The organism is Streptomyces sp. NPDC006643, assembly GCF_042870175.1.
Taxonomy (GTDB): domain Bacteria; phylum Actinomycetota; class Actinomycetes; order Streptomycetales; family Streptomycetaceae; genus Streptomyces.
Map to the genome: position 1 here is coordinate 147,849 of NZ_JBIAHA010000023.1, position 22,818 is coordinate 170,666.

The following is a 22,818-nucleotide window of genomic DNA, read 5'->3' on the forward strand; positions in this document are numbered from 1 at the left end:
TTATGAACGACGACGCTGAGCAGCAGCTTCTCGCCGGGTCCGGCGGATCCGGGTCCTATCCGCGGGGTCAGTTGGCCCGCGCGTTCCTGACCTCGCTGGTCCACGGTGACGCCGACACCCGGCGCCGGGCCGCCGCCCGTGTCGAGCGGTGGCGGGCCGTGCTCGACGGGATGCGTGACGGGCGGCTGGACATCGGGTCGCGTACCCCGGTCGCCGGGTTGCCCGCCTGGGTGACGCCGGAGGTCGTACGGGGCGGATTCGCCACCTCGGCCGCGAGCGCCGGGGGGCCGCTCCAGCCGTACGAGACCGAGGCCGCCGCCCTGGCGGGTGTGCCCGCCGAGCGGCGGGCGCTCTTCGCGTACTGCCTCACCGAACCGGGCCTGGCGCGGCTGTCCGCGCTGCTCGACAGTGGCCGCTACTCCGTCGCCCTGCCCGAGGAGGCCGCGCTGCTGACCGTGGCCTGGCTGGTGCGGGCCGGTGACGTGGCGGGGGCGCTGGCGCTCGTGGATGTGCTGGAGCCCTTCGCCGACCGGCTGCGGTTCACGCCCCGGCCGTCCGCCCTGCCGCTGCCGGACGCGCGGGCGGTCCACCGGCGCACGGTCGGCGACGCCGGAGCCTCCCTGGCCCGTCGGCGGCCCAACCCGGCCGTCGAGGCGCAGCGTGAGGCGCTGACCGTCTGGCAGCCGTTCGGCGACGAACTGCTCGCCCTGTGGCTGGAGACCTCCGGCGGGGGGCGCGTACTGGACCGTGCGCCGGACGGCATGTGGCGGGAGCGCGGCGCCGAACTGCTGCGCCGCTACCGGGATCTCGCCGAAGCCCATACGCGCTGCGCCAAGCACCGTGACCCGAAGGAGAACCTGGCGATCCTGCGCGGCGCCCTGGAGGAGACGGTCGCCGGCCGGCCGCTGGACGCGCGCCGGCTCGGGCTGCTGCGGCACGCGGTGGAGTCCATGGTGCGGCGGCGGGGCCGGCCCGGTTCCGCCCGGCACGGGGAGCTGCGTGGCCGCCCGGCCGCGCAGGCGGCCCAGCCCTCGCACTACGCGCTCGCGCAACTGGTGGCGCGCAGGCTGTCGGTCCTTCCCCAGGAGGCGGGCGCCGCCGAGGTGGCGCCGCTGGTCGCGGATGTGTCCCCGCGTGAGGCCCGGGAGACGGGGCTGCCCGCGGGAGTGGCCGTCCCCGCGGTGGTGCGGCAGGTGGTGGAGGGCGCGCTGAGCGCGCCGGTCGGCACGCTCGTGGAGCGCGGCCTGGTGCCGTCCGCCGAGGTGCTGGCCGAGCTGGTGCCCCAGCTGGTCGCGGTGACCGGGGCGCGGGCCTATCCGGACGAGGCGCTGCGCGCCCTGATGGCCGCGAACTACCGGGCGTTCCGCAACCGCCGCTCGCTGCTCCTGCTCAACCTCGGACGGCAGGTGCGGGTGGCGGAGTTGCCGTGGGTGCGGGCGGTGGAGGACTTCGCCGACACGGCGGGACGGGAGAGCCTGGAGCAGGCCCGCACGGCGCTGCGCCGGCTCGGCGAGCTGACCGTGCAGACGTTTCCCGGCACGCTCGTGCCCAACGCGCTGGTGCGCGAGTTCGGGGTCCTCGAACGGCAGGCGGGACTCGGCGCGCCGTTCGTCGAGGAGCTGGCGTCGGACATCTTCATGGGCACCTTCACGCCCAAGTACCTGACGGCCGCGCGGATCGCCGCCGAACTGCTCGGCGGCACGCTGTACGAGCGCTACTACGGGATCGACTACGCGGCGGTCCGTAATCTCGCGATCAGTGAGGTGAGCGAGGCGCTGAGCCCCAGGCACGCGCGTTCGCGCGGTGGGCGCAGGTCGCCCGGGTTCGCGAAGCTGTGCGCCGAGCGGGCCGGCGAGTCGCTGACCGGGGCCTGGTCGGCCGCGGCGAACGGAAAGATCATCGAGCAGGCCCAGATCCTCACCACCCACAATCTGGCCACCCTGGTCCGGCGGGTCGGCATCGTGCCCGAGCCGGGCTGGGAGGATCTGGCGCTGCGCTGTTTCACCACCGTGTGTGCCGTGACGGCCCGGGTGCACGGCAATCCGCGACCGCTGACCGCCATCAAGGACGCGGCGTACGCGTGGCGGCAGATGATCTTTTATCTGTCGTTGTGCGATCCGGCCGGGCAGGCCCGGGTGATCGGTCTGCTGGACGAGGAGGCGGCCCGCCGTCCCGGCCATGTCGCGGCCAGGCTCGGCCCGGCGCTGACCGGTCTGCGGCAGGTCGCGGACGGCGGCACGGCCGACTCGGGCGGCGGACGCCTGCTGCTGGGCTGGGCCACGGGAGGCCACTGGCTCCGACCGGACCCCGGGCGCTGACAGCGTCGCTCACGCCGATCGCCGGCCGGGCCGCGGTTGCGGCGGCCGGCCGGCGATCGGGGTCAGGTCAACCGGGCTTCTTAGTAGGGGCCGTTGACGTTGTCGATCGAGCCGTAGCGGTCGGCCGCGTAGTTGCACGCGGCGGTGATGTTGGCGACCGGGTCGTAGCTGTCGGTCGACGTGCCGGGCACGTGGTACGCCTCGAACGTCGGGGCGATGACCTGGAGCAGGCCCTTCGAGGGGGTGCCGGCCGCGGCGTTGGAGTCCCAGTTGTTGATCGCCTGGGGGTTGCCGCCGGACTCGCGCATGATGTTGCGGTGGATGCCGTCGTACGAGCCGGGGATGCCGTTCTGCGCCATGATGTCGAGCGCTTCGCGGATCCAGCCGTCCAGGTCGTTGGTGTAGGACTTGGCGGCGGTCTGGACGGCTTCGGTCTTCTCGGCCGGGGCGGTCGTGGCGGCCTTGGCGGCTCCGGCGAGCTTCAGCTTGAGGCCGGGGCGGATGAGCGACGGGTTGTCGCCGATGGCGCTCTTGTTGTTCTTGTACAGCGCCTTCCAGCCGCCGCTCACGGAGCGGGCGTCCGCGATCTTGGCCAGGGACTCGCCCTTGACGACGGTGTGGGTGACCTTGGCGGCGGTGGCGGCCGACGGGGCGGCGGCGACGTGCTGCGGGGCGGGCGCGGCGCCCGCCGTGGTGGCGGTCAGCAGGGGCAGGGCGAGTGCGGCACCGCCCGTGCCGGCGGCGATGAGCCGGTGGGCGAGCGGGATGGTGCGGGAACGGCGGTGCTTACCCTGTGCGGGCATGACGAGGTCCTCTCCGTCGCCTGCGAGGTGAGCTGTCGGGTTCGGGCGGGAGATGCCCGGCCGCGCCGGAAGGCACGACTTCACCCCAAGCCGGTCCGGTGTGCCGGATCGGCGACTTACCTGGGTCCCCCGCTCCTGCCGTACGTAAGTGGTTGGATGCGGTTTCCGGGGCGGCGGCAGGATTCGGCGTTCCGTCCGGAATGACGAGAACGTAAGCGAGAACATCCGGGCGAAACAAGTCCTGAATTCGCGGCGCGACCCCATTCGTAGATCCGGCGGCGGTCAATTCGAATTCCCGCCCGACGGTTCAGGGCTCAACTTTCCTTTCCCGTGCGGGAGGTGGGCGGTCGGCCAGGAGAAACGATCCGACGACGCTGTGACACACCTCACGGGGATTCGACGCAACCGCGCCTCCACAACACCGCCCAGAAACGGACAAGTTAGGCGTCGATTACCCATAACGACCCGATCCGCAAAGCGGACAAATGATTGCTTTCCGCGAATCGGAGGCAAGTGGCGGCGGGTGGCCCACGCCTGAGTGAATTCACTTCCGTCGCCGCGCCAACAGCGTTTGTTCACGGGTGAATTCGGCCGGGCGACGCGGTATGCGCCACCGGGGAACGGCCGCGGGGAGTGGGCGTCGTCCAGTGGTACCAAATGCCGCAAACAGCACGAAACCCGGCGTCTGTCGTACGGCTCCCCTCACAGAGCCGTACGGCAGACGCCGGGCGGGCGCGTGCCCCGCTAGCCGGCGATCCGCCTGGTGCCGGGACCGCCGGTGATCACGAAGCTGGATCCCGGTTCGACGAGGACGTCGCCCTCGGCCGAGTTCGAGATGGTCACGTTCGTCAGCGTCGCGCTGCCCCGGGCACCGCCCATCGCGAGGATGCCGGAGCCGTTGTTGGACTTGTCGATCGTCACGTCGCTGATCTCGACGTCCGGCACGTTGCCGCCGCCGTTCTTGAACTGAATTCCGTCATAGGTGGAGTCGGCGATCTCGGTGTCCCTGATCTTGACTCCGGTGATGTCCCGGCTGGCCGGGAAGATGGTGATCGCGCCGAACTCCTGGTCCTCGTTCCAGAAGGCACCACCGGTGCGGTGCAGCGTGTTCCCGGTGAGCAGGGTCTCGCCCGAGAACGGCAGCGGGTCATGGTCGGTCGCCAGCATGATGCCGGGATAGTTGGCGGTGTCGGCGATGAAGTTGTTCTGTGCCTTGTTGCCGTAACCGCCGTATATCGCGATGCCGTTCGCCCGCCAGGGCAGCTGAATGGTGTTGTCGGTGAACGAGTTGTCGTGCGCGATGTCCACCGCCGGGTCCTTGACATAGCGGTTGGCCCAGATGGCGAGCGAATCGTCACCGGTGGTACGGAAGGACGAGTTGTACACCGTCGAATTGCGTGTGCCGTTGGTGAAGTTGATGCCGTCGGCATAGGTGTTGCGAATACGCATTCCGCTGAATTCGAGGCCGTCGGCGGGGCCCCAGAGCGCCGGGATGTTGTCGTAGTCGCGGCCGACCCAGACACCCACGTTGGCGTGCTCGATCCACACGTTGGAGATCTTGGTGTTCTGGCCGAAGCGGCCGTTGAGGCCCACGCCGCCCTCGGCCCCGCCGCCGCCCCGGATCCGGCCCGAGCCGAAGATCGCGATGTCGGAGATCTGGGTGTTGTCGTCGATGTCGAAGCCGAAGTTGCCCTCGTGCGGGTGGTTGATGCCGCCCGCGTTCTGCGGCTCGGTGAGGGTGTAGAGCTGTGAGTGCCACATGCCGGCGCCGCGGATCGAGACGTCGCTGATGCCGATCTGGTTGTACTGGCCCTGGTTCTGCGGGTCGTCGGTCAGGATCTTCTGCTCCTGGCGCCACTGACCGGCCGGGATCCATACGCAGTCGATGTCGCCGTTCTGGTCGGCGGTGACCGCGTCCTGGATCGCCTTGGTGTCGTCGTTCCCGTCGTCCGGGACGGCACCGTACTCGGTGATCGAGGTGCACTCGGCGGGCTTGGCCGCCGGGGGCGCGACCTGCTCCAGGTCGATCAGGTCGACGATGTAGAAGGAGGCGTCGTCCCCGGCGTCGCGCTGGAGCTTGAACTTCGTGCCCGCCGGATAGCTCTTCTCCAGCAGCGCGTGCGACTCGTCGAACAGTCTGCGGGCGTCCGTCTGGGGCGTGTTGGTCAGCGACTCCGGGTCGTCGGTGTTGCCGTACAGCCAGCTGTGCTTGGACGACAGATCCAGCTTCTGTACGAAGGCGCCGTCGGCGTAGAGGCTGATGGTGGCGTCGATGCCGCCGCCGCCCGGCGCGTCGGGTATGGAGTTGCGTACGACGATCGAGTTCGCCTCGTTGGTGGAGGTGAACTCCACGAACTCCCCCGCGTTGTCCAGTCGTACCGACTTGCGGCCGGAGGACTCGCTGGCGAAGTTGGTGTGCCCGAAGGTGCGTTTGGCGTCCGCCTCCAGCAACGTGCCGTCGTAGTCGGCGGCTTCGGCCTCGTACTCGGTGTACGGGAGGGCGGCCCCGCGCTCGGCCGCCGGTCGCGCCGACGTGTCGTCGGCCTTCGCGGGCACGCCGGACGCCGAGGCGGACGCGGCGGGCAGGAGTCCGACGACGAGCAGGCCGGTCAGGGAGATGCCGGAGAGCAGCCGTCGGCTGAGGTGCTTCGACTTCATGGTGTCCTCTGTTTCCGTGGGGTCGACAGAGTGAGCAGGTGCCGGTCCGTGGTGGGGGTGGACGGCGGGACCGCGATCACACGGGGCAGTACGGCCACGAGAGCAACTGCCCCGATCTTGCAAGAGAACCGCAAATAATTGAGCTTCGCCGTTCAGGTCCTGCGATCAGGCAGTCAGAGTTTTCAAGCATGTCACGGGTTTGTCAACAGCTCGCGCCGGACGGCGACTTGACGGTCTGCGGCCGGGTCCGCATCGGGCGGGCGCCGGACACGCGCCGGTCCGCGCACCGGACCGTGCGCCGGGCGTGCGCGCCGAGAGCGAACCCTATGACCTGCCTGTTACCTCCATAGAGCCAACATCGCTCGTTTTTCTGGACCTTTCCTCTCGAACACCGCCAGCATTGATTACTGCGAGTAGTCATTCGCTCCGGGTGCGGCACTGCCGTACCGCGTGCTCCAACCATCTCGGAAAGGACCTGGACCGAGCCGCATGAGAAATCCCCGTTCTCGCACGAGGCTGTCCAACACCCTCGCGGCATGCGCTGTCCTCAGCGCCCTCGCCGCCTCAACTCTCGTCGGCGCCGCCCCCGTTGTCGCCCACAGCGGCGAGGGGCACCACGAGCACGCCACCAGGGCCGGCGCGGAGCCCGCCCCCGCCGGCCGGGCGAAGACCCCCGAGGTCGATCCCGCCGAAGTGGCGATGCTCGGCCGCGAGCACGCCGAGGAGCACGCCACCGCGCGCGCGGGCGCCGAGGATCTCGGCACCTACCCGCAGGCGACCCGCACCGCCCGGCTGAAGGCGCTCACCGAGAGCCAGGAGAAGACCAACCAGGAGTACAGGGCGTCGGACTTCGGCGTCTTCAAGGAGTACTTCGACTCACCGGACTTCGGCGTCCACGTCGCCCAGCTGCCGACCGGCAAGGTGCTTCTCTTCTCCTTCGAGCGGATCGAGACCGACCCCACGAAGGAGACCGCCCCCACCCAGGTCGTCGGCGCCGCCAACCGGGGCCGCGCCTTCCTCTGGGACCCCGAGAAGGGCACCGGCCCGCGCGCCTTCAAGAAGGTCACCCCACCCGCCGTCACGATGCCCGACAGCACGGGCATCTCCCGCCCCGCGCCGATCTTCTGCGCCGGTCACGCCTTCCTGCCGAACGGGATGCTCGGCGTCTTCGGCGGCAATCTGGGGGGCAACGGCGGCTCGGGGGCCAAGCTGTCCTTCGTCTTCGACCCGTGGAGCGAGACCTGGGCGATGAACGAGGACATGTCGGTGGGCCGCTGGTATCCCAGCGTCGTCACCGGCCCCGACGGCCGGATGCTGATCATGTCGGGCCAGTCCGAGCTGGGCTGGGGCACGCCCACCCCGATCGTGGAGCGCTTCCCCGCGCTGAGCGACCCCGTTCCGTACCGCAAGACCGACATCCCCCGGTTCCAGAGCGTCGACCGGTTCCGCGCGGACGCGCCGTACAAGCTCGACTACCCGCATCTGTTCAGCCTGCGCGACGGGAAGATCTACGGCCTGGGCCGCAGCCACGACCAGCAGTGGCTCTTCGACCCGCAGCGGGAGACCCGCAGCGACCTGCCGCAGCGGCCGGGCTCGTTCGACCGCAGTTACGGCTCGGCCGTCCCGCTTCCCGGCGGCTTCCGGGGACCGGACTCCGTGCTGGTCCTCGGCGGTGACCGTACGGACCCGAACACCTACCAGCTCGCCGCGGGCAAGTGGAAGACGAAGGAGCCGCGGGCCTTCGGCCGTACGCAGGACAACACGCTGCTGCTGCCCACCGGGAATCTGCTCACCGTCAACGGCTCGTACGACATCCGTGACTACGGCAACGGGCCGTACAACCCGAACGCGCACCTGAAGTACCGGCACACGGAGCTGCGGGACGAGAACGGCGACTGGCGGCTCGGGCCCGTCCAGCGGCTGCCGCGCGGATACCACTCGAACGCCGTGGTGCTGCCCGACGGACGCGTCATGGTCACCGGCGACGAGGCGCAGCAGATCGCCAACGACCGGGACATCAAGGACGACATGGACGGCACCATCGAGATGTACGAGCCGTCGTACCTCCACAACGGTGCCCGTCCCACGCTCGGTTCCGCCCCGTCGCGTCCGCTCGCCTACGACGAGCGGTTCACCGTCTCCAGCTCCACGGCCGACGAGGTCAGGCGGGCGGTGCTGCTGGCGCCGACGACCGCCACCCACTCGGTCAACACCAGCCAGCGCCATCTGGAGCTGCGGATCAAGCGGCAGGGCAACGGGGAGCTGGACCTCCAGGCGCCGCCGACCGCCGAGGCCGCCCCGCCCGGCTGGTACATGCTGTTCCTCCTCAACGAGGAGGGTGTGCCCAGCGTCGCCAAGTGGATCTCCCTGGAGCCGAACGAGGCCCGGTCATGACCTACGCGACGCAGCCCCCGCCGGCGTACGACCCGCCGGGCGGCGGGGACGACCTGCCGCTGCGCAAGAGCCGGGAGATCCAGGGCGACATCATCGCCGGCGCCAAGAAGGACCATGTCCAGCTGCTTCTCCTGAAGTTCGAGAACGATGGGCTGGCCAGGACCTGGCTGCGCCGGCTGCGGCCGAGGATCGCCACGACCCGCCAGGTCGCGGCGTTCAACGCGGAGTTCAGCAAGGCCCGTAAGCAGTCCGGTGGTGACGACCCGAAGGCGCTCAACGCCGTTTGGCGGGTGGTCAGTTTCACCTATCCCGGGCTTCGGCTGCTGGCCGGGTGTGATCCGTTTCCGTCGATCCCGCCGGGCAGCACCCAGGAGGCCTTCAAGCAGGGCCCCGCGGCCCGCGCCGGGATGCTCGGCGATGTCGGGGAGTGCGCCCCGGAGCACTGGCTGTTCGGCAACGGTACGGGGCAGCCCGTCCACGCGGTGCTCACCGTCGCCGCCGACCGTCCCCAGGATCTGCGCGTCGCGCTGACCGAGGAGCGCGAGGAGGCGGCCCGGCACAAGGTCGTGATCGTCTTCGAGCAGGACGGCGCGACTCTTGAGGGCACCCGCCGGGGCAAGGAGCACTTCGGTTTCAAGGACGGCATCAGTGAGCCCGCCGTCAAGGGCTTCGACCCGCCCGACCCGAACAGGCCCGAGCACAAGAAGGGCAGTCCCGGCACCCGGATCATCCCGGCGGGCGAGATCGTCGTCGGCCACGAGCGGGACGGCGGCAGACCGAACGACCTCCCGGAGTGGGCGAAGAACGGCTCCTTCCAGGTGCTGCGGCGCCTCGCGCAGGACGTCCCCGGCTGGTGGGCGCAGATCGGGGCGCGGCTGAAGGAGCTGAAGGCACAGGAGAAGGTCCCGCCGGAGGCGACGACCGAGTGGCTGGCCGCCCGCATGGTGGGCCGCTGGCGCTCGGGCACCCCGGTGGCGAAGTGCCCGCACGCGGACACCCCCAGTGACGCGGAGGCGTGGTCGGACAACGACATCAGCTACAAGAACGACCTGGAGGGCGAGATCACCCCGCTGTTCTCGCACCTGCGCAAGACCAGCCCCCGCGACGGTCTGCTGTTCCGGTCGACCGACCCGGGGACCGTCCCGGAGAAGGGCAACCTCGACGGGCGGCGCATCATGCGGCGCGGCATCCCCTACGGTCAGCCGTTCGACCCCGCCGGCAGTGCGGGCAACGGGCCGGACTCGCCGCGCGGTCTGGTCTTCGTCTGTTACCAGTCGGACCTGGTGCGGCAGTTCGAGTTCATCCAGAAGGACTGGATCGAGGCGCCGGACTTCCCGTCGCGGGATCCGAAGGTCGGCAAGGACCCGCTGGTCTCCACGGCCACCGATGTCAGTTTCAAGGGCTGCTCGGTGCACTTCGAGCAGTTCGTGCGGACCGAGGGCGCGGTGTACGCGTTCGCCCCCTCGCTGACCACCATCGAACTCCTCGCCGACGGCAAGCTCGACGGTGGCGGCGGCCCCGACGGTGATCAGATTCGCGAGGCCCCGTTCACGCTGCGTCCCGAGGACGGGTCCATCGGCACCACGAAGGCCCGGCTCGTGATGCGGGAGGACGGCAATCTCGTCGTGCTCAACGAGCGCGACCAGCAGGGCTGGGAGTCGGGCACGGCGGGCAGCGGCGGGGTCAGGGCGACGTTCCAGGAGGACGGCGACCTCGTGATCCTCGGGGCCGGCGACCGGCCGGTGTGGAAGTCCCGTACGCCCGGGAATCCGCGCGCCAAGCTCATCATCCTGATGGACGGCAACGTGATGATCCGCGCCGCCGACGGGACGGTGGTCTGGCAGACCAACACGGCGCACTGACGGACCCCCGTGCCCCGGGCCATGGCCTCGGGCACGGCCCGGAGTCCTTCCGACCGCGGTGGACGGCGGCCCCCCAACCGCCGTCCACCGCATCCGCACGCCGGGCGCCGGGAGCCGTGTCCCGCCGCGCCGTGTCCCGGCCGTCGCGGCGTTGTCCACAGGACCCCGCGCCCCGCGCCGCCAAGGGTCATGATGGAGGTATGGCGAATCCGACAATTCTGACCGTCGACGACGATCCCGCCGTCTCGCGGGCCGTGGCCCGTGACATCCGGCGGCAGTACGGCGAGAGCTACCGGGTCGTGCGCGCGGTGTCGGGCGAGGAGGCCCTGGAGGCGCTGCGGGAGATCAAGCTGCGCGGCGACCAGCTCGCGATCATGCTCGCCGACTACCGGATGCCCCGGATGAACGGCCTGGAATTCCTCGAGGCCGCGATGGATCTCTTCCCGCTCGCCCGCCGGGTGCTGCTGACGGCGTACGCGGACACCGAGGCCGCGATCGACGCCATCAACGTCGTGGACCTCGACCACTATCTGCTCAAGCCGTGGAGCCCGCCGGAGCAGAATCTCTACCCGGTGATCGACTCCCTCCTGGAGCTGTGGCTGGAGACCCCGGACCCGGTGGCCACCGAGACCCGGGTGGTGGGCCACCGCTGGTCCGCGCCGTCCTTCGCCGTGCGTGACTTCCTCGCCCGCAATCTGGTGCCGTTCCGGTGGCTGCTCTCCGACGAACCGGAGGGCGAGCGGCTGCTGACCGCCGCCGGGCTCACCCGGGCGGACGTGCCGATGGTCGTGACCTCCGACGGCAAGACGCTGGTGAACCCCTCCGAGCGGGAGCTGGCCGCGCACGTGGGGCTGAGCACCGTACCGGCCTCCGACTTCTACGACCTGATCGTCGTCGGCGGCGGCCCCGCCGGTCTCGGCGCGGCCGTGTACGGCGCGTCCGAGGGGCTTCGTACGCTGCTGGTGGAGCAGCAGGCCACCGGCGGACAGGCCGGCCAGAGCAGCCGGATCGAGAACTATCTGGGCTTCCCCGACGGCGTCTCGGGCCAGCAGCTGACGGAGCGGGCGCGCCGCCAGGCGCTCAAGTTCGGCGCGGAGATCCTCAGCACGCAGCGGGCCGTCGCCCTGGACGCGGCGGGCTCCGGCCGGGTGCTGCGCCTGGGGGAGGCGAACTCCGTCACCGCCCACACCGTGGTCCTGGCCACCGGGGTCGACTACCGGCGCCTGGGCGCCGTGGGAGTGGAGGAGCTGACGGGCACGGGGGTGTTCTACGGGTCCACCGTCACCGAGGCGGTCAACTGCTCCGACCAGGACGTGTACATCGTCGGCGGCGCCAACTCGGCGGGCCAGGCGGCCGTGTACTTCTCCCGCTACGCCCGCCGCGTCCATGTGCTGATCCGCCAGGGCGATCTGTCGCGTTCCATGTCGAGCTACCTCATCGACCAGCTCGAGAACATCCCCGGCATCCAGATCCATCCGTGGACCGAGGTGACCTGCGCGGAGGGCGACGGGCATCTGCAGAGTCTGACCCTGCGCGACAGCCGCTCCGGGGAGAGCCGTGACGTGTCGACGTCGTGGCTGTTCGTCTTCATCGGCGCCGAGCCCCACACGGACTGGCTGGACGGCGCCGTCACCCGCGACGAGAGAGGGTTCGTCCTGACCGGGACGGACCTCATGACGAGCGGGCAGCGCCCGGCGGGCTGGCGGCTGCCCCGCGATCCTTACCACCTGGAGACGAGCGTCCCGGGCGTCTTCGCCGCCGGTGACGTGCGCGCCGCGTCGGTCAAGCGCGTCGCGTCGGCCGTCGGCGAAGGAGCCATGGCCGTTTCCCTGGTGCACCGCTATCTGGAGGCACAGTGACCATCCCCGCCGAGGACCGGCTCACACCGGACGAGTTGCGCACCCTCTTCCTGTTCGAGGCGCTCAGCCCCGAGCAGCTCGACTGGCTGGCCGAGCGCGGCCGGGTCGAGCGACGGGAGGCCGGTGAGGTGGTGTATCAGGAGGGCGAGCCGGCCACCTGCTTCTTCATCCTGCTCAGCGGGGCGCTCTCCCTCCACCGGGTCCTGCACGGCGATGACGTCGAGGTCAACAGGACCGACCAGCGCGGCGTGTACAGCGGCGCCACGCGCGCGTATCTCGGTGACCGGGTCGACCAGAAGTACCCGCACACCCTGCGCGCGGTCAGTGACGCGGAGTTCTACGTGCTGCCGGCCGACGAGTTCGCGTACGCGGTGCGCACCTGGTTCCCGATGGCGCTGCATCTGCTGGAGGGCCTGTTCTTCGGTACGCGCGCGGCGAACGCGATCATCAACGAGCGGGAGCGGCTGCTGGCGCTGGCGTCGCTGTCCGCCGGTCTCACGCACGAGTTGAACAATCCGGCGGCGGCGGCGCTGCGGGCGACGGCCGGGCTGCGTGAGCGGGTCACGGGCATGCGGCACAAGCTGGCGATGATCGCCGACGGGCGGCTCGACGGGGTGGGGCTGCACCGTCTGGTGGGGCTCCAGGACGACGCCGTGCGGCACGCGGCGGAGGGCGTCAGCATGACCGCGATGGAGGCCGCCGACGCCGAGGACACCGTCAGTGACTGGTTGGACGAGCAGGGGGTGACCGGGGCGTGGGACCTGGCGCCGTCACTGGTGGCCGGGGGCATCGGGGTGCCGTGGCTGGCCGAGGCGGCCCGGACGATCGGCACGGAGCACTTCGACGCGGCGGTGCGCTGGATCACGTACAACATCGACACCGAGCTGATGATGGGCGAGATCGACGACTCCGTGGAGCGGATCTCGGAGCTGGTCGGGGCGGCCCGGCAGTATTCGCAGCTCGACCGCACACCGTTGCAGATCGTCGACGTGCACGCCCTGCTCGACGCGACGCTGACGATGCTCCAGGCCAAGATCCCGGAGGGGGTGCGGGTGGTGCGGGAGTACGAGCGGGACCTGCCGTCGATCCCGGCGTACGGCGCGGAGCTGAACCAGGTGTGGACGAATCTGATCGTCAACGCCCTGGACGCGATGCCCGACGGCGGCACGCTCACGGTGCGCACCTGGCGTGACGACATGCGGCTGATGGTCGAGATCGCGGACACGGGGGTGGGTATCGCGAAGGACATCAGGCCGCGGATCTTCGAGCCGTTCTTCACCACCAAGCAGGTCGGTGAGGGGACGGGGCTGGGCCTGGACATCTCGTACCGCATCGTGGTCAACAAGCATCACGGCGACCTCAAGGTCACGTCCGAGCCCGGGGACACCCGCTTCACGGTGTGTCTGCCGATCGAGCAGGAGGCGGCCGGCTCGGAGCCGTCGCGTGACGCCGAGACACGCACCGATACGGAGACCGCGTCGGACTCGGCGGGGGAATCCACGGGGGAATCCGGGCCGGAGACCGCGCCGGAGACCGACGCGGAGGCCAGGACGGGGGCGGCCGGTGACGTCAGCCCAGCAGCTGGTGGGTGAAGCACCAGCGCCAGTCCTCGCCGGGCTCCAGGGAGCGCATGACGGGATGACCGGTCTGTGTGAAGTGCTCGCTGGCGTGCCGCAGGGGTGAGCTGTCGCAGCATCCGACGTGGCCGCAGGTGAGGCAGAGGCGCAGATGCACCCAGTCCCGGCGGCCGAGGGCGACGCAGTCGACGCATTCGTCGGTGGACGAAAGGGGCGCCACGTCAGCAGTCGCGTTGGCGAGATCTGTACATGTACCCATGCCGCCACGGTACTGCGACGGGGCGCGGGCGGCGCGGTGGAGTCTGCGAAGTCGGCGGACTTCGGGCCCGTCGACGGGCAGACTGACTGCCGTGACGACACTCAGCAAAGGCGCCAATATCCCGATAACGGTCCCCGCTGTGCGGGCCGTCCTCAGCTGGTCGGCAGGGCCCGGCGTACCGGACGTGGACGCGTCCGCGCTGCTGCTCACGAGCACCGGACAGGTGCGTTCCGACGGTGACTTCGTCTTCTACAACCAGCCGCGCCACGCCTCGGACGCCGTACGGCATCTCGGCAAGGCCACCGGCGCCGACTCGGTGGAGGTGGATCTGGCCGCGCTGGAGCCGGGCATCGAGCGGGTCGCGCTGTGCGCGTCGGCCGACGGCGGGACGTTCGGGCAGGTGCCGGGCCTGCGACTGGTGCTGCTGGACGTGGCGTCCGGTGGGGAACTGGCGCGTTTCGACATGGCGGCGGGTACGGAGACCGCGTTCGTGAGCGGCGAGCTGTACCGGCGGGGCGGCGGGTGGAAGTTCCGGGCGGTCGGGCAGGGGTACGCGAGCGGGCTGGCGGGGCTGGCGACGGACTTCGGCATCACGGTCGACGCGGAGCCGCCGGCCGCTCCCGCTCCCGTGACCGCGCCCGCGCCCGCGCCCGTCCCGGTGGCGCCCACGCCGCCGGCGCCGCCCCGGGAGCCGGCCGTCCCGCCGTCCCGAGGCGCCTCCTCCCCCGGCCCCCGGCTCACCAAGGGCGAGGAGCGGCTTCCCGTCGACATGCGCAAGCGCCTCTCGCTGCGCAAGGAGCAGGTCGCGGTCAGCCTCGACAAGCACGGCGTCACCGGTGTCGTCGCGCGGGTCATCCTCGTGCTCGACGCGTCGGGTTCGATGGCCGCGCTGTACTCGCGCGGCGTGGTGAAGAACGTCGCCGAGCGGATGGCGGCGGTGGCGGCGCAGTTGGACGACGACGGTGAGATGCAGGCGTGGACGTTCGCCACCAACCCGGCCCGGCTGCCCGATCTGACGATCGGTGAGCTGCCGGAGTGGCTGAGGCTGCATGTGCGGGTGGGGCAGATGAGTCTCTTCGGCCGTAAGAAGCCGCCGAGAGGCCAGGTTCCGGGGCAGGTCGACATGCGGGCGGTCGGTTTCCAGAACGAGGAGCAGAAGGTGATCGCGGAGGTGCGCGCGTATGTGCGTGAGAATCCCGTGCCCGCGCCGACGCTGGTCCTGTTCTTCTCGGACGGCGGTGTGTACCGGGACAACGAGATCGAGCGGGAGTTGCGGGCGGCCGTCGAGGAGCCGGTGTTCTGGCAGTTCGTCGGGCTCGGCCGGGCCAACTACGGCGTGCTGGAGCGCTTCGACACGATGGCGGGCCGGCGCGTCGACAACGTCGGGTTCTTCGCCGTCGACGACATCGAGAGCGTGTCCGATCCGGAGCTGTACGACCGGCTGCTTTCGGAGTTCCCGTCGTGGCTGCGGGACGCGCGGCAGGCGGGGATTCTGCGCTGAGGCGGCGGCGTAAACCAACTAGTTTGTTTGACTGACGGGAGTGGCGCGAGTAGCTTCTCCCACGAGACAACAAACTAGTTGGTTACCTGTGTCCGTGAAGGGAAGCATCCCCATGAGGAACGTCACCGGATGGGCCGCCCGGCAGCGGGGCGGGCCCCTGGAGCCCTGGGACTTCACCCGCCGCGACCTGCGCGGCGACGACGTGGCCGTACGGGTGGAGTACTGCGGCGTCTGCTCCAGCGACATCAGCGCCGTCAACCACGGCGACGAGTTCCCGCTCGTACCCGGCCATGAGCTGGTCGGCGAGATCACCGCGGTCGGATCCGCCGTGACCCGGTTCGCCGTCGGCGACAAGGTCGCGGTCGGCAACATCATCGACTCCTGCGGCGACTGCCCGTCGTGTCTGGCCGGCCGGGAGAACTGGTGCCTGCGGTTCCCGACGCTGACCTACGGCAACACCGACCCCAAGGACGGTCAAACGACACGGGGCGGCTACTCCACGGAGTACGTACTCCCGGAGAAGTTCACCTACCACCTGCCCGAAGGGCTCGACCCGGCCGGCGCCGCGCCGTTGATGTGCGCGGGCATCACCACCTACGTACCGCTGAAGCGCTGGGGCGCGGCGCCCGGACGGACCGTCGGCATCGTCGGAATGGGCGGGCTCGGCCATCTCGCGCTGAAGATCGCGCGCCATCTGGGCGCCGAGGTCGTCCAGTTCACGCGCACGCCCGACAAGGCGGACGAGGCGCGCGCGCTCGGCGCGGCCGACGTGGTGCTGTCCACGGACGAGAAGCTGATGGCCGAGCAGCGGGGACGTTTCGACCTGATCCTCGACACCGCCGGCGCCGCGCACTCGCTGGAGCCGTACCTGTCCGCGCTCGCGGTGGACGGCACGCTGTGCGTGGTGGGCATCCCGCCGGGAGACCTCACGGTCAGCCCGCTGAGTCTGATCCAGGGGGCGAAGACCCTGGCGGGCGCGGGGAGCGGCGGGACCGTCGAGACCAGGGAGATGCTCGACTTCTGCGCCGAGCACGGCATCGTCGCCGATGTGGAGATCATGCGCCCGGACCAGGTCAACGAGGCGCTCGACCGGCTGGCGCGGGGTGACGTCCGGTATCGCTTCGTCCTGGACATGACCCGGTGAACCGCCTGAGGCGACAAACCGGTTGGTTTAGCCTGGGGCCATGAAGACGGGACAGATCACCAGCGCGGGCCAGGCGTCCCGGCGGCGGTTGTTGGACGCGGCGACGGCGGAGTTCGCGGCGTACGGCATCGCGGGCGCCCGCGTCGACCGGATCTCCGCGGCGGCCAAGGTCAACAAGGCCCAGCTGTACGCGTACTTCGGCAACAAGGACAAGCTGTTCGACGCCGTCTTCGCGGAGCATCTGGACATGATCGTCGGGACGGTCCCCGTCACCGGCGACGATCTGCCCGGCTACGCGGTCCGGCTCTACGACGCGCATCTCGTCCATCCCGAGCTGGTCCGCCTGGCCACCTGGGCGCGCCTGGAACGCACCCCGACCGGGGACCTCTACCACTTCATGCCGGGGCACGACACCGAGAAGCTGCGGTCGATCACCGACGCGCAGGCGGCGGGTGCCGTGGATCCGTCGATCCCGGCGACGGAGGTGCTCGCCATGGTCACCGCCATGTCGATGGCCTGGTCACCGGCCAGCGTCATGTACACCGCGAGCAAGGACGAACCGGAGACCGATCACGCCCGCCGCCGCGCGGCGCTCGCCCTCACGGTGCGGCGCGCGTTCGCGCCGTGAGCGGCGGCCGGAAGAATCCCGCTTCGGCGACGGCGTTGGCCGGGGTCAGCTGGAAGGTGACGGTGCGTCCGCCGCCCGAGCCGTGGAGCTGCGGGGCGGTCGGGACGGGGCGGGAGCGCCGGATCAGATCGTAGGGACGGGTACTGATCAGCAGCAGTCCCCGGCTCCGCAGCACGCGGCGCATCTCGCCCAGCGTGGTCAACAGGTGTTCTTCGGTGAGGAGTTGGGGCAGCGAGTTGTCGGCGCACACGAGGCGGTGGTCCCCGGCGAGCTGATCGTGGAACCGCGCCACCGCGGTGACCGGCGACCTCTGATCCGTCAGACCGTCAGACCGTCCCGCGGGCCTGGAGGCGTTTGCGCTCCGGGGTGTAGTGCCACCAGGGGCGGGCCGGCCGGCCCTCGGCCTGGTCCACGGCCGACATCACCGTGTCGAGCAGGCACGGGTCGTGCCGTTGGCCCGCGGCGGCGGACATCCGCTCGTACAGCTCGACCGGGTCCTGGTCGGCCAGTTGCGCGACGCGGGTGATGCCGATGGTCGCGAAGTGGCCGGCGACGGCGCGGCCGACGTTGGCCAGCCGGGTGAGGTCCGTTTCCTCCTGTGCGCCGGGCGAGGTCATCGGGCTGCCTTCTTCCTGCTCGTCGTGTCGAGGGCGTCCGCCAGCAGTCCGATCTGTTCGGGCGCCCCCGAGCAGGGGAACAGCACCAGATCGTCGACCCCGGCGTCGGCCAGGCGGTCGATCTCCCGGTGCAGATGGCCGGTGTCGGTGATGACGTCGGGACGGACCTGGGGCAGGTACGCGGCGCCGTAGTAGTGCGCGATGTACGCGTCGGCGGTCTCCGCCGCGCCCGGCCCCAGGCAGAAGTACCGCTCGGCGATGATCCGTGGCCGCCCCGCGCGGCCGAGCCGCGTCCATTCGCGGCGTACGGCGGCGACGCCCTTCTCCAGGGTCTCCAGCCCGAACGACGGCGCCACCCAGCCGTCGGAGAGGGCGGCGGCCCGCGCAAAGCCTGCGGGGACGAGCCCGGCCAGGAGCAGCCCCGGGCGGCCCGGCGGCAGTGCGGGGACCGGGCCGGAGGCACCGGCGATGTCGCCCCGCCACACGTCGCGCATGGTCGCGAGGGTCGCCTCGAAGGCAGCGCCCCGGCCGGTCGTCGGTACGTCGCTGGCGGCGTAGTCCTCGGGCCAGCCGCCCATGCCGAGCCCGACGGTCAGCCGCCCGGCGGAGATCCGCTCGACGGAGTCGATCTGCTTGGCGAGGAGGACGGGGTTGGCGCGGTAGCCGGCGTTGAGGACGGTGGTCAGCAGCTCGATCCGTTCGGTGACGGCGGCTGCCGCGGCCAGCGCGACGAGCGGGTCGAGGTTGTCGTACACCAGCCGGTCGATCACGCCCAGCGAGGCGAAGCCCCGCTCCTCGCTCGAAGCCGCCCAGCGCCCGATCGACGCGTGGTCCGTGCCCGGCACGGCGGCGGGAAGTCCGATTCCGATGCGCGGTATCCGTGGCACGCCTGGTGTCGGTGGTGTGGATGGTGTGGATGGCATCACTGGTCATCCCCCTTCGGTGGGATGTTGAAGTTGATCCGGAACATGTTGTGCGGGTCGTGGCGAGCCTTGACGGCCCGCAGCCGGTCGAAGTCGGCCGGGGTGTACGCGGCGCGTACGCGGTCCGGGGCGGTGTCCTCGACGCCCGCGAAGTTGAGGCTGATCCCTCCGGTGCTCCAGCGGCCCATCCCGGCGAGCAGTTCGTCGCGCCGCCGCAGGATGTCCGGTTCGGGGGTGGCGCGCGGGAAGAGCGAGAAGGCCGCGTCGCGTCCGCCGACACAGTTGGGGATCCGCGGCGGGCCCCGCCGGTGTCCGGCGCCGTCAGCGCGACGAGGGTGTCGACGGTGCCGGCGTTCAGCTCGCCCAGCAGCACGTTGCGGTCGTAGGCGACGTACGGCGCGGACGTCGGGTCGTGGTGGATCGTGCCGGAGTCGGCGTACGGCATGTCCCGCACCGTGTCGAGCAGGGGCGCCGGACGCAGGGCGCGCATCGGCCGCACCAGACGCTCGCCGTTCGCCGGGTCGCCGCTGTAGGCGATACGGAGGTGGGTGACGCGGCGCCCGCGCACGGGCTCCGGCGCCTCGGGCAGATCGGTGTTCCGGGCGAGCAGCACCGAGGACGCCATGGTCTCGGGCAGCTGCTGGACCCATTCGGCGTACGCGTGCAGCACCTCGGCGGTGGCCTCGGCGGGGAAGTAGAGCCCGCCTCCGTACAGCCGGGCGACGGGGAACAGGTCGACCTCCGCGCCGACGACGAGGCCGAAGTTGTCCTTGCCGCCCGCCTCTCCTCGGCGGCCAGCCGTACGGCGGCAACCACGTCCTGGTCGCCGGCGGCCTCGACCACGTGGGCGGGGTGGGACTCCACGGCCCTGTTCAGCCCCCAGCCCCGGGTCTATGTCTGTGCTCATACGGACAATTTAGACAGGCCCGCCGGGCGGGGTCTTGTACGAATCGGACGCGCCCACCCCCGACGGATTCCGTCCGGCCCGCTCAGAGAATGATCATGAGCGCGAACGTCGGCACCAAGGTCACCAGGGCACTCACCGGCCAGTACAGCGAGGACCGCAGCACGGACCGCGGCGGAATCCGGCGCCGTACGGGGCGGTTGGCGAGCCACCAGAGCAGCGTGAAACCGGCGACCAGCGTGCCCCCGACCAGAAGCCACGGCAGCATGCCGTCGTTCTCCGTCGGCTCACGCCGCGTCCAGCCGGCGGCCGCGAGGGGCCAGTTCGCCGCGAAATACCAGATCAGCCAGACGGGTACGACGCCCGGGATGCCCAACAGCAGGTTCACGCCCACGGATGTCAACGGCCACTTCCACATGGGGCCCAGTATGGAAGTCGGCCGTACGGGAGCACGGGGGCGGGGGTACGGGGTTCGGGGGCGGTCAGACCCGTGTCAGGTAGGTGAAGCCCGTGTCCGGGCCCACGCAGGACTGGAGCGTGAGGTCGCCCCAGTACAGGCCGTGGGCCGGGGCGCCGCGCCCCGGGGTGAGATGGCGGGCGTAGACCCGGTAGCGGAGCAGCGCGCGCGGGGTCTCGACGGTGACCTCCGTACCGATCGGGAGCGTCGCGAGTTGACCGAAGCCGCAGAAGTCATGACCGACGACGACCGCCGTACGCATCTCGTAGCCGTTCTCGGTGCCGAGGTCCGGCCCCGTCCACTGGACGGCGTCGCGGCAGGCGTCGACCTCCTCCTGGCCGCCCCGGACGACGCGGGCCGACCAGGAACCGATCCGCAGGGTCGTACCGGTGCGGCGGGCGGTGCCGGCCGGCTCCCCCGACGGTGCGGCGGATGGCTGCGCGGTGCGGGGCTTCGGCGCGTCCGGGGCGGCGGGCGCAGAGGTCGGGGAGGTCGGGGAGCCCGGCCGCGTCGCCGTCGTGGGGACACGGGGCGGAAGTCGCGAGGACGTCGGGAGCCCGGCCGTCGTACGCGGGGACGGCGAGGTGGCGGACGGGGCGGCCTCCCGTGCCCCGGGCGCGGGAGGCGGACCGGTGCGCCGGGGCGTCTCCACGGTCGGCGGTACGGCGGCCCCCGCCACCTCCCGGTGCGCTGCTGTCGGGGTCGTGGCGCACGCGGTGAGCGCGAGGAGCAGCAGCGCGCACAGGGCCGGTACGCGCGGGCGCCCGGGTCCCGTCATCCGAAGCGGCCGTTCACATAGTCCGAGGTGCGGCTGTCCTGCGGGGAGTTGAACATGGCGTCGGTGGTCCCGTGCTCGACGATCACTCCGGGCGTGCCCTGTTCGGCGAGGAAGAACGCGCAGTTGTCGGAGACGCGGGCCGCCTGCTGCATGTTGTGCGTGACGATGACGATGGTGACCTCGTCCTTGAGGTCGGCGATGGTCTCCTCGATACGGCGGGTGGATGTGGGGTCCAGCGCGGAGCAGGGTTCGTCCATCAGCAGGACCCGGGGGCGTACCGCCAACGACCGTGCGATGCACAGGCGTTGCTGCTGGCCGCCGGAGAGCGCGCCGCCGGGCTGGCGCAGCCGGTCCTTGACCTCGCGCCACAGACCGGCCTTGGTCAGACACTCCTCGACCAGGCTGTCCTTGCCGGAGCTGCCCGCCCGGATGCCGTTCAGCTTCAGCCCGGCGAGGACGTTGTCGTACAGCGACATCGCGGGGAACGGGTTGGGCTTCTGGAACACCATGCCGATCTCGCGGCGGGCCCGGGTGATCCGGCGGCCCCGGTCGTAGATGTCGTCGCCGTCGAGCAGGACCCGGCCGGCGAGGGAGGCGGAGGGGATCAGCTCGTGCATCCGGTTGAGGATGCGCAGGAAGGTCGACTTGCCGCAGCCGGAGGGGCCGATGAGCGCGGTGACCTCCAGGGCGGGCATGGTGAGCGAGACCCGGTCCAGGACCTTGTGGTCGGCGAACCAGGCGGAGATCTCCTCGGCTTCGAGCGTCGCGGGGGACGCGGCGCCGCTGCTCGCCGAGACCGTGGGCAGGGATGTCGTGACGGCGGTCATGGTGTGGCAACTCCCGTTGTCGCGAGGCGGTTTCAGTTGTCCGGAGCGGTTCGATCATCGGAGCGGATCGCTCGTCGAAAGGGTTCGCTCGTCGGAGCGTTCAGAGCAGGTTCGGCAGGATGCGGGTGGCGGCTCCGGAGACCGCGATGCCGAGCGCGATCAGCACGGGCCCGGCGGTGATCCAGGTCTGCCAGGTCCCCCACACCCGGTGCAGCCAGACGGTGCCGAGCGCCGCGAGCAGCAGGGCCTGGGACCAGAGGAAGACCGCGAGCCAGGCCCCGTTGTCGCCGCCGAGCGCCTCCTCGGCCGGGCCGATCCAGCCGCTGCGCAGCGGCCGGGGCGGGCTGGGCTGGACCGGGGTGGTGAGCGCGGCGTCGACGCGCAGCACACCGGCGGGGGTGTACGCGGGGCCCGACGCGGTCATGAGGGTGAGCCGGCCACGGCCCTGGGCGAGCGGCGTGGGCAGCTTGTCGCCGGGGCGGCGGACACCCAGCACCTCGTACACGGCCTTGCCCTGACCGGTCGTCACCTCGATGGACGTACCGGGCGTCAGCTTGCCGAGCGCGTTGAACGGGCTGCCGTACCCCCACTGGCGGCCCATGATCACGCTGGTGCCCTCCTGGCCGGGGAGCGCGGTGTCGCGGCGGTGGCCGGGGCCCGACATGAGGACGCCGGACGTGGTGCCCTCGGCGACGACCTCGCGCAGCCCGAGGGAGGGGATGCGCAGGAGTGCGACGGGCGCGCCCATGGCGAGGGTCTTGCCGTCGAAGGTCCGCTGGCCCACCGGGGCGGTGCCACGGGCGAGTTGGTCGCGCAGCTCGTCGTACGCGGTCTGCTGGTCGCGGGCGTGCTGGAGGTGTCCGACGACGGTGAGGTTGGCGGCGAAGCCGAGCAGGACGGCGGCGAGCACGCACAGCGCCGCCCCGGCCAGCGCGAGCCCGGGACGGGCCGGGGGCGGCCGGTCGTTCCCGGAGCCGGGCCCGGAACCGGAGCCGGATCCGGGACGTGGCGCCGCTGCCGCGCCGGGCGGCGGGGGCGGTGGTGGGGGTGGTGATGGCGCGGTCAGCACGGTCGTCACGTCGGGTGCGCTCCTCGCGGACGGACAGGGACGGACAGGGACGGGAAGGAGGGTGGAACGGGAGCCGGGACCGGTGCCGGTACCGAGGCCGGGGTCGGCGGGGGGGGGGGGGGGGGGCGGGGCCCCCCCCCCCCCCCCCCCCCCCCAAATACCGCACCCCCCCCCCCCCGCCCCCCCCGGCGCCCGCGACACCAACCATGTCGGGGTGACACCCGTCGCACACGGCGGAGT

Annotated in this window: 19 protein-coding genes and 1 riboswitch; of the genes, 8 read left to right on the plus strand and 11 right to left on the minus strand. The window is 71.3% G+C overall.

Annotated features, from left to right (window positions below; genetic code table 11):
• Positions 1 to 2: 2 nt before the first annotated feature.
• Complete coding sequence (locus tag ACFYNU_RS29000; protein ID WP_356590859.1) at positions 3 to 2,318, plus strand: hypothetical protein; 2,316 nt, start codon at positions 3 to 5, stop codon at positions 2,316 to 2,318.
• An 80-nt stretch (positions 2,319 to 2,398) separates the two neighbouring features.
• Here the strand turns inward: ACFYNU_RS29000 and ACFYNU_RS29005 are convergent, their stop codons facing one another.
• Together ACFYNU_RS29005 and ACFYNU_RS29010 are read right to left on the minus strand one after the other, a co-directional pair.
• Positions 2,399 to 3,121, minus strand: coding sequence for a LysM peptidoglycan-binding domain-containing protein (locus ACFYNU_RS29005; protein WP_356590857.1), 723 nt, complete (start codon positions 3,119 to 3,121; stop codon positions 2,399 to 2,401).
• A gap of 4 nt (positions 3,122 to 3,125) precedes the next feature.
• A riboswitch (cyclic di-AMP (ydaO/yuaA leader) is annotated at positions 3,126 to 3,320 on the minus strand.
• A 545-nt stretch (positions 3,321 to 3,865) separates the two neighbouring features.
• On the minus strand, positions 3,866 to 5,779 hold the full coding sequence (locus ACFYNU_RS29010) for a glycosyl hydrolase family 28-related protein (RefSeq protein WP_356590855.1): 1,914 nt from the start codon (positions 5,777 to 5,779) through the stop codon (positions 3,866 to 3,868).
• 489 nt (positions 5,780 to 6,268) lie between these two features.
• Between ACFYNU_RS29010 and ACFYNU_RS29015 the strand changes: the two genes are divergently transcribed.
• The 4 genes from ACFYNU_RS29015 to ACFYNU_RS29030 all read left to right on the plus strand — a co-directional run bounded on the left by ACFYNU_RS29015 (position 6,269) and on the right by ACFYNU_RS29030 (position 13,486).
• Complete coding sequence (locus tag ACFYNU_RS29015; protein ID WP_356590853.1) at positions 6,269 to 8,173, plus strand: galactose oxidase early set domain-containing protein; 1,905 nt, start codon at positions 6,269 to 6,271, stop codon at positions 8,171 to 8,173.
• Positions 8,170 to 10,035 carry a Dyp-type peroxidase gene (locus tag ACFYNU_RS29020; protein WP_356590851.1) on the plus strand — a complete coding sequence of 622 codons (1,866 nt, stop codon included), beginning with the start codon at positions 8,170 to 8,172 and terminating at the stop codon, positions 10,033 to 10,035. The genes ACFYNU_RS29015 and ACFYNU_RS29020 overlap by 4 nt, the downstream gene beginning before the upstream one ends.
• Before the next feature lie 200 nt (positions 10,036 to 10,235).
• On the plus strand, positions 10,236 to 11,894 hold the full coding sequence (locus tag ACFYNU_RS29025) for an FAD-dependent oxidoreductase (protein ID WP_356590849.1): 1,659 nt from the start codon (positions 10,236 to 10,238) through the stop codon (positions 11,892 to 11,894).
• Positions 11,895 to 11,896: 2 nt separating this feature from the next.
• Positions 11,897 to 13,486, plus strand: coding sequence for an ATP-binding protein (locus ACFYNU_RS29030; protein WP_356590967.1), 1,590 nt, complete (start codon positions 11,897 to 11,899; stop codon positions 13,484 to 13,486).
• On the opposite strand, the gene ACFYNU_RS29035 is transcribed toward ACFYNU_RS29030, so the two are convergent.
• The gene (locus ACFYNU_RS29035; RefSeq protein ID WP_356590847.1) at positions 13,464 to 13,730 is read right to left on the minus strand and encodes a UBP-type zinc finger domain-containing protein; all 267 of its coding nucleotides are present in this window, start codon (positions 13,728 to 13,730) and stop codon (positions 13,464 to 13,466) included. The genes ACFYNU_RS29030 and ACFYNU_RS29035 overlap by 23 nt on opposite strands.
• Positions 13,731 to 13,821: 91 nt before the next feature.
• Between ACFYNU_RS29035 and ACFYNU_RS29040 the strand changes: the two genes are divergently transcribed.
• The 3 genes from ACFYNU_RS29040 to ACFYNU_RS29050 all read left to right on the plus strand — a co-directional run bounded on the left by ACFYNU_RS29040 (position 13,822) and on the right by ACFYNU_RS29050 (position 17,003).
• A complete protein-coding gene (locus ACFYNU_RS29040) occupies positions 13,822 to 15,231 on the plus strand; it encodes a VWA domain-containing protein (RefSeq protein ID WP_388767613.1) in 1,410 nt (469 codons plus the stop codon).
• 112 nt (positions 15,232 to 15,343) lie between these two features.
• Positions 15,344 to 16,375: an NAD(P)-dependent alcohol dehydrogenase gene (locus ACFYNU_RS29045; protein WP_356590845.1), complete on the plus strand. Its 1,032-nt coding sequence runs from the start codon at positions 15,344 to 15,346 to the stop codon at positions 16,373 to 16,375.
• Positions 16,376 to 16,415: 40 nt separating this feature from the next.
• On the plus strand, positions 16,416 to 17,003 hold the full coding sequence (locus tag ACFYNU_RS29050) for a TetR family transcriptional regulator (RefSeq protein ID WP_356590843.1): 588 nt from the start codon (positions 16,416 to 16,418) through the stop codon (positions 17,001 to 17,003).
• Here the strand turns inward: ACFYNU_RS29050 and ACFYNU_RS29055 are convergent.
• The 8 genes from ACFYNU_RS29055 to ACFYNU_RS29090 all read right to left on the minus strand — a co-directional run bounded on the left by ACFYNU_RS29055 (position 16,975) and on the right by ACFYNU_RS29090 (position 22,587).
• On the minus strand, positions 16,975 to 17,295 hold the full coding sequence (locus tag ACFYNU_RS29055) for a hypothetical protein (RefSeq protein ID WP_356590841.1): 321 nt from the start codon (positions 17,293 to 17,295) through the stop codon (positions 16,975 to 16,977). The genes ACFYNU_RS29050 and ACFYNU_RS29055 overlap by 29 nt on opposite strands.
• A 34-nt stretch (positions 17,296 to 17,329) precedes the next feature.
• A complete protein-coding gene (locus ACFYNU_RS29060; protein WP_356590839.1) occupies positions 17,330 to 17,620 on the minus strand; it encodes a helix-hairpin-helix domain-containing protein in 291 nt (96 codons plus the stop codon).
• On the minus strand, positions 17,617 to 18,507 hold the full coding sequence (locus ACFYNU_RS29065) for an LLM class flavin-dependent oxidoreductase (RefSeq protein ID WP_356590837.1): 891 nt from the start codon (positions 18,505 to 18,507) through the stop codon (positions 17,617 to 17,619). The genes ACFYNU_RS29060 and ACFYNU_RS29065 overlap by 4 nt, the downstream gene beginning before the upstream one ends.
• A 35-nt stretch (positions 18,508 to 18,542) precedes the next feature.
• On the minus strand, positions 18,543 to 18,731 hold the full coding sequence (locus ACFYNU_RS29070) for a BBE domain-containing protein (protein ID WP_356590835.1): 189 nt from the start codon (positions 18,729 to 18,731) through the stop codon (positions 18,543 to 18,545).
• 801 nt (positions 18,732 to 19,532) lie between these two features.
• Positions 19,533 to 19,865 (minus strand): hypothetical protein, encoded by a 333-nt coding sequence (locus ACFYNU_RS29075; RefSeq protein ID WP_356590833.1) that lies wholly within the window; start codon positions 19,863 to 19,865, stop codon positions 19,533 to 19,535.
• Positions 19,866 to 19,929: 64 nt separating this feature from the next.
• Positions 19,930 to 20,682: a hypothetical protein gene (locus tag ACFYNU_RS29080; protein WP_356590831.1), complete on the minus strand. Its 753-nt coding sequence runs from the start codon at positions 20,680 to 20,682 to the stop codon at positions 19,930 to 19,932.
• A complete protein-coding gene (locus tag ACFYNU_RS29085; RefSeq protein ID WP_356590829.1) occupies positions 20,679 to 21,509 on the minus strand; it encodes a phosphate ABC transporter ATP-binding protein in 831 nt (276 codons plus the stop codon). Before ACFYNU_RS29085 ends, ACFYNU_RS29080 begins: the two co-directional genes overlap by 4 nt.
• Positions 21,510 to 21,609: 100 nt before the next feature.
• The gene (locus ACFYNU_RS29090) at positions 21,610 to 22,587 is read right to left on the minus strand and encodes a class E sortase (protein WP_356590827.1); all 978 of its coding nucleotides are present in this window, start codon (positions 22,585 to 22,587) and stop codon (positions 21,610 to 21,612) included.
• Positions 22,588 to 22,818 lie beyond the last annotated feature (231 nt).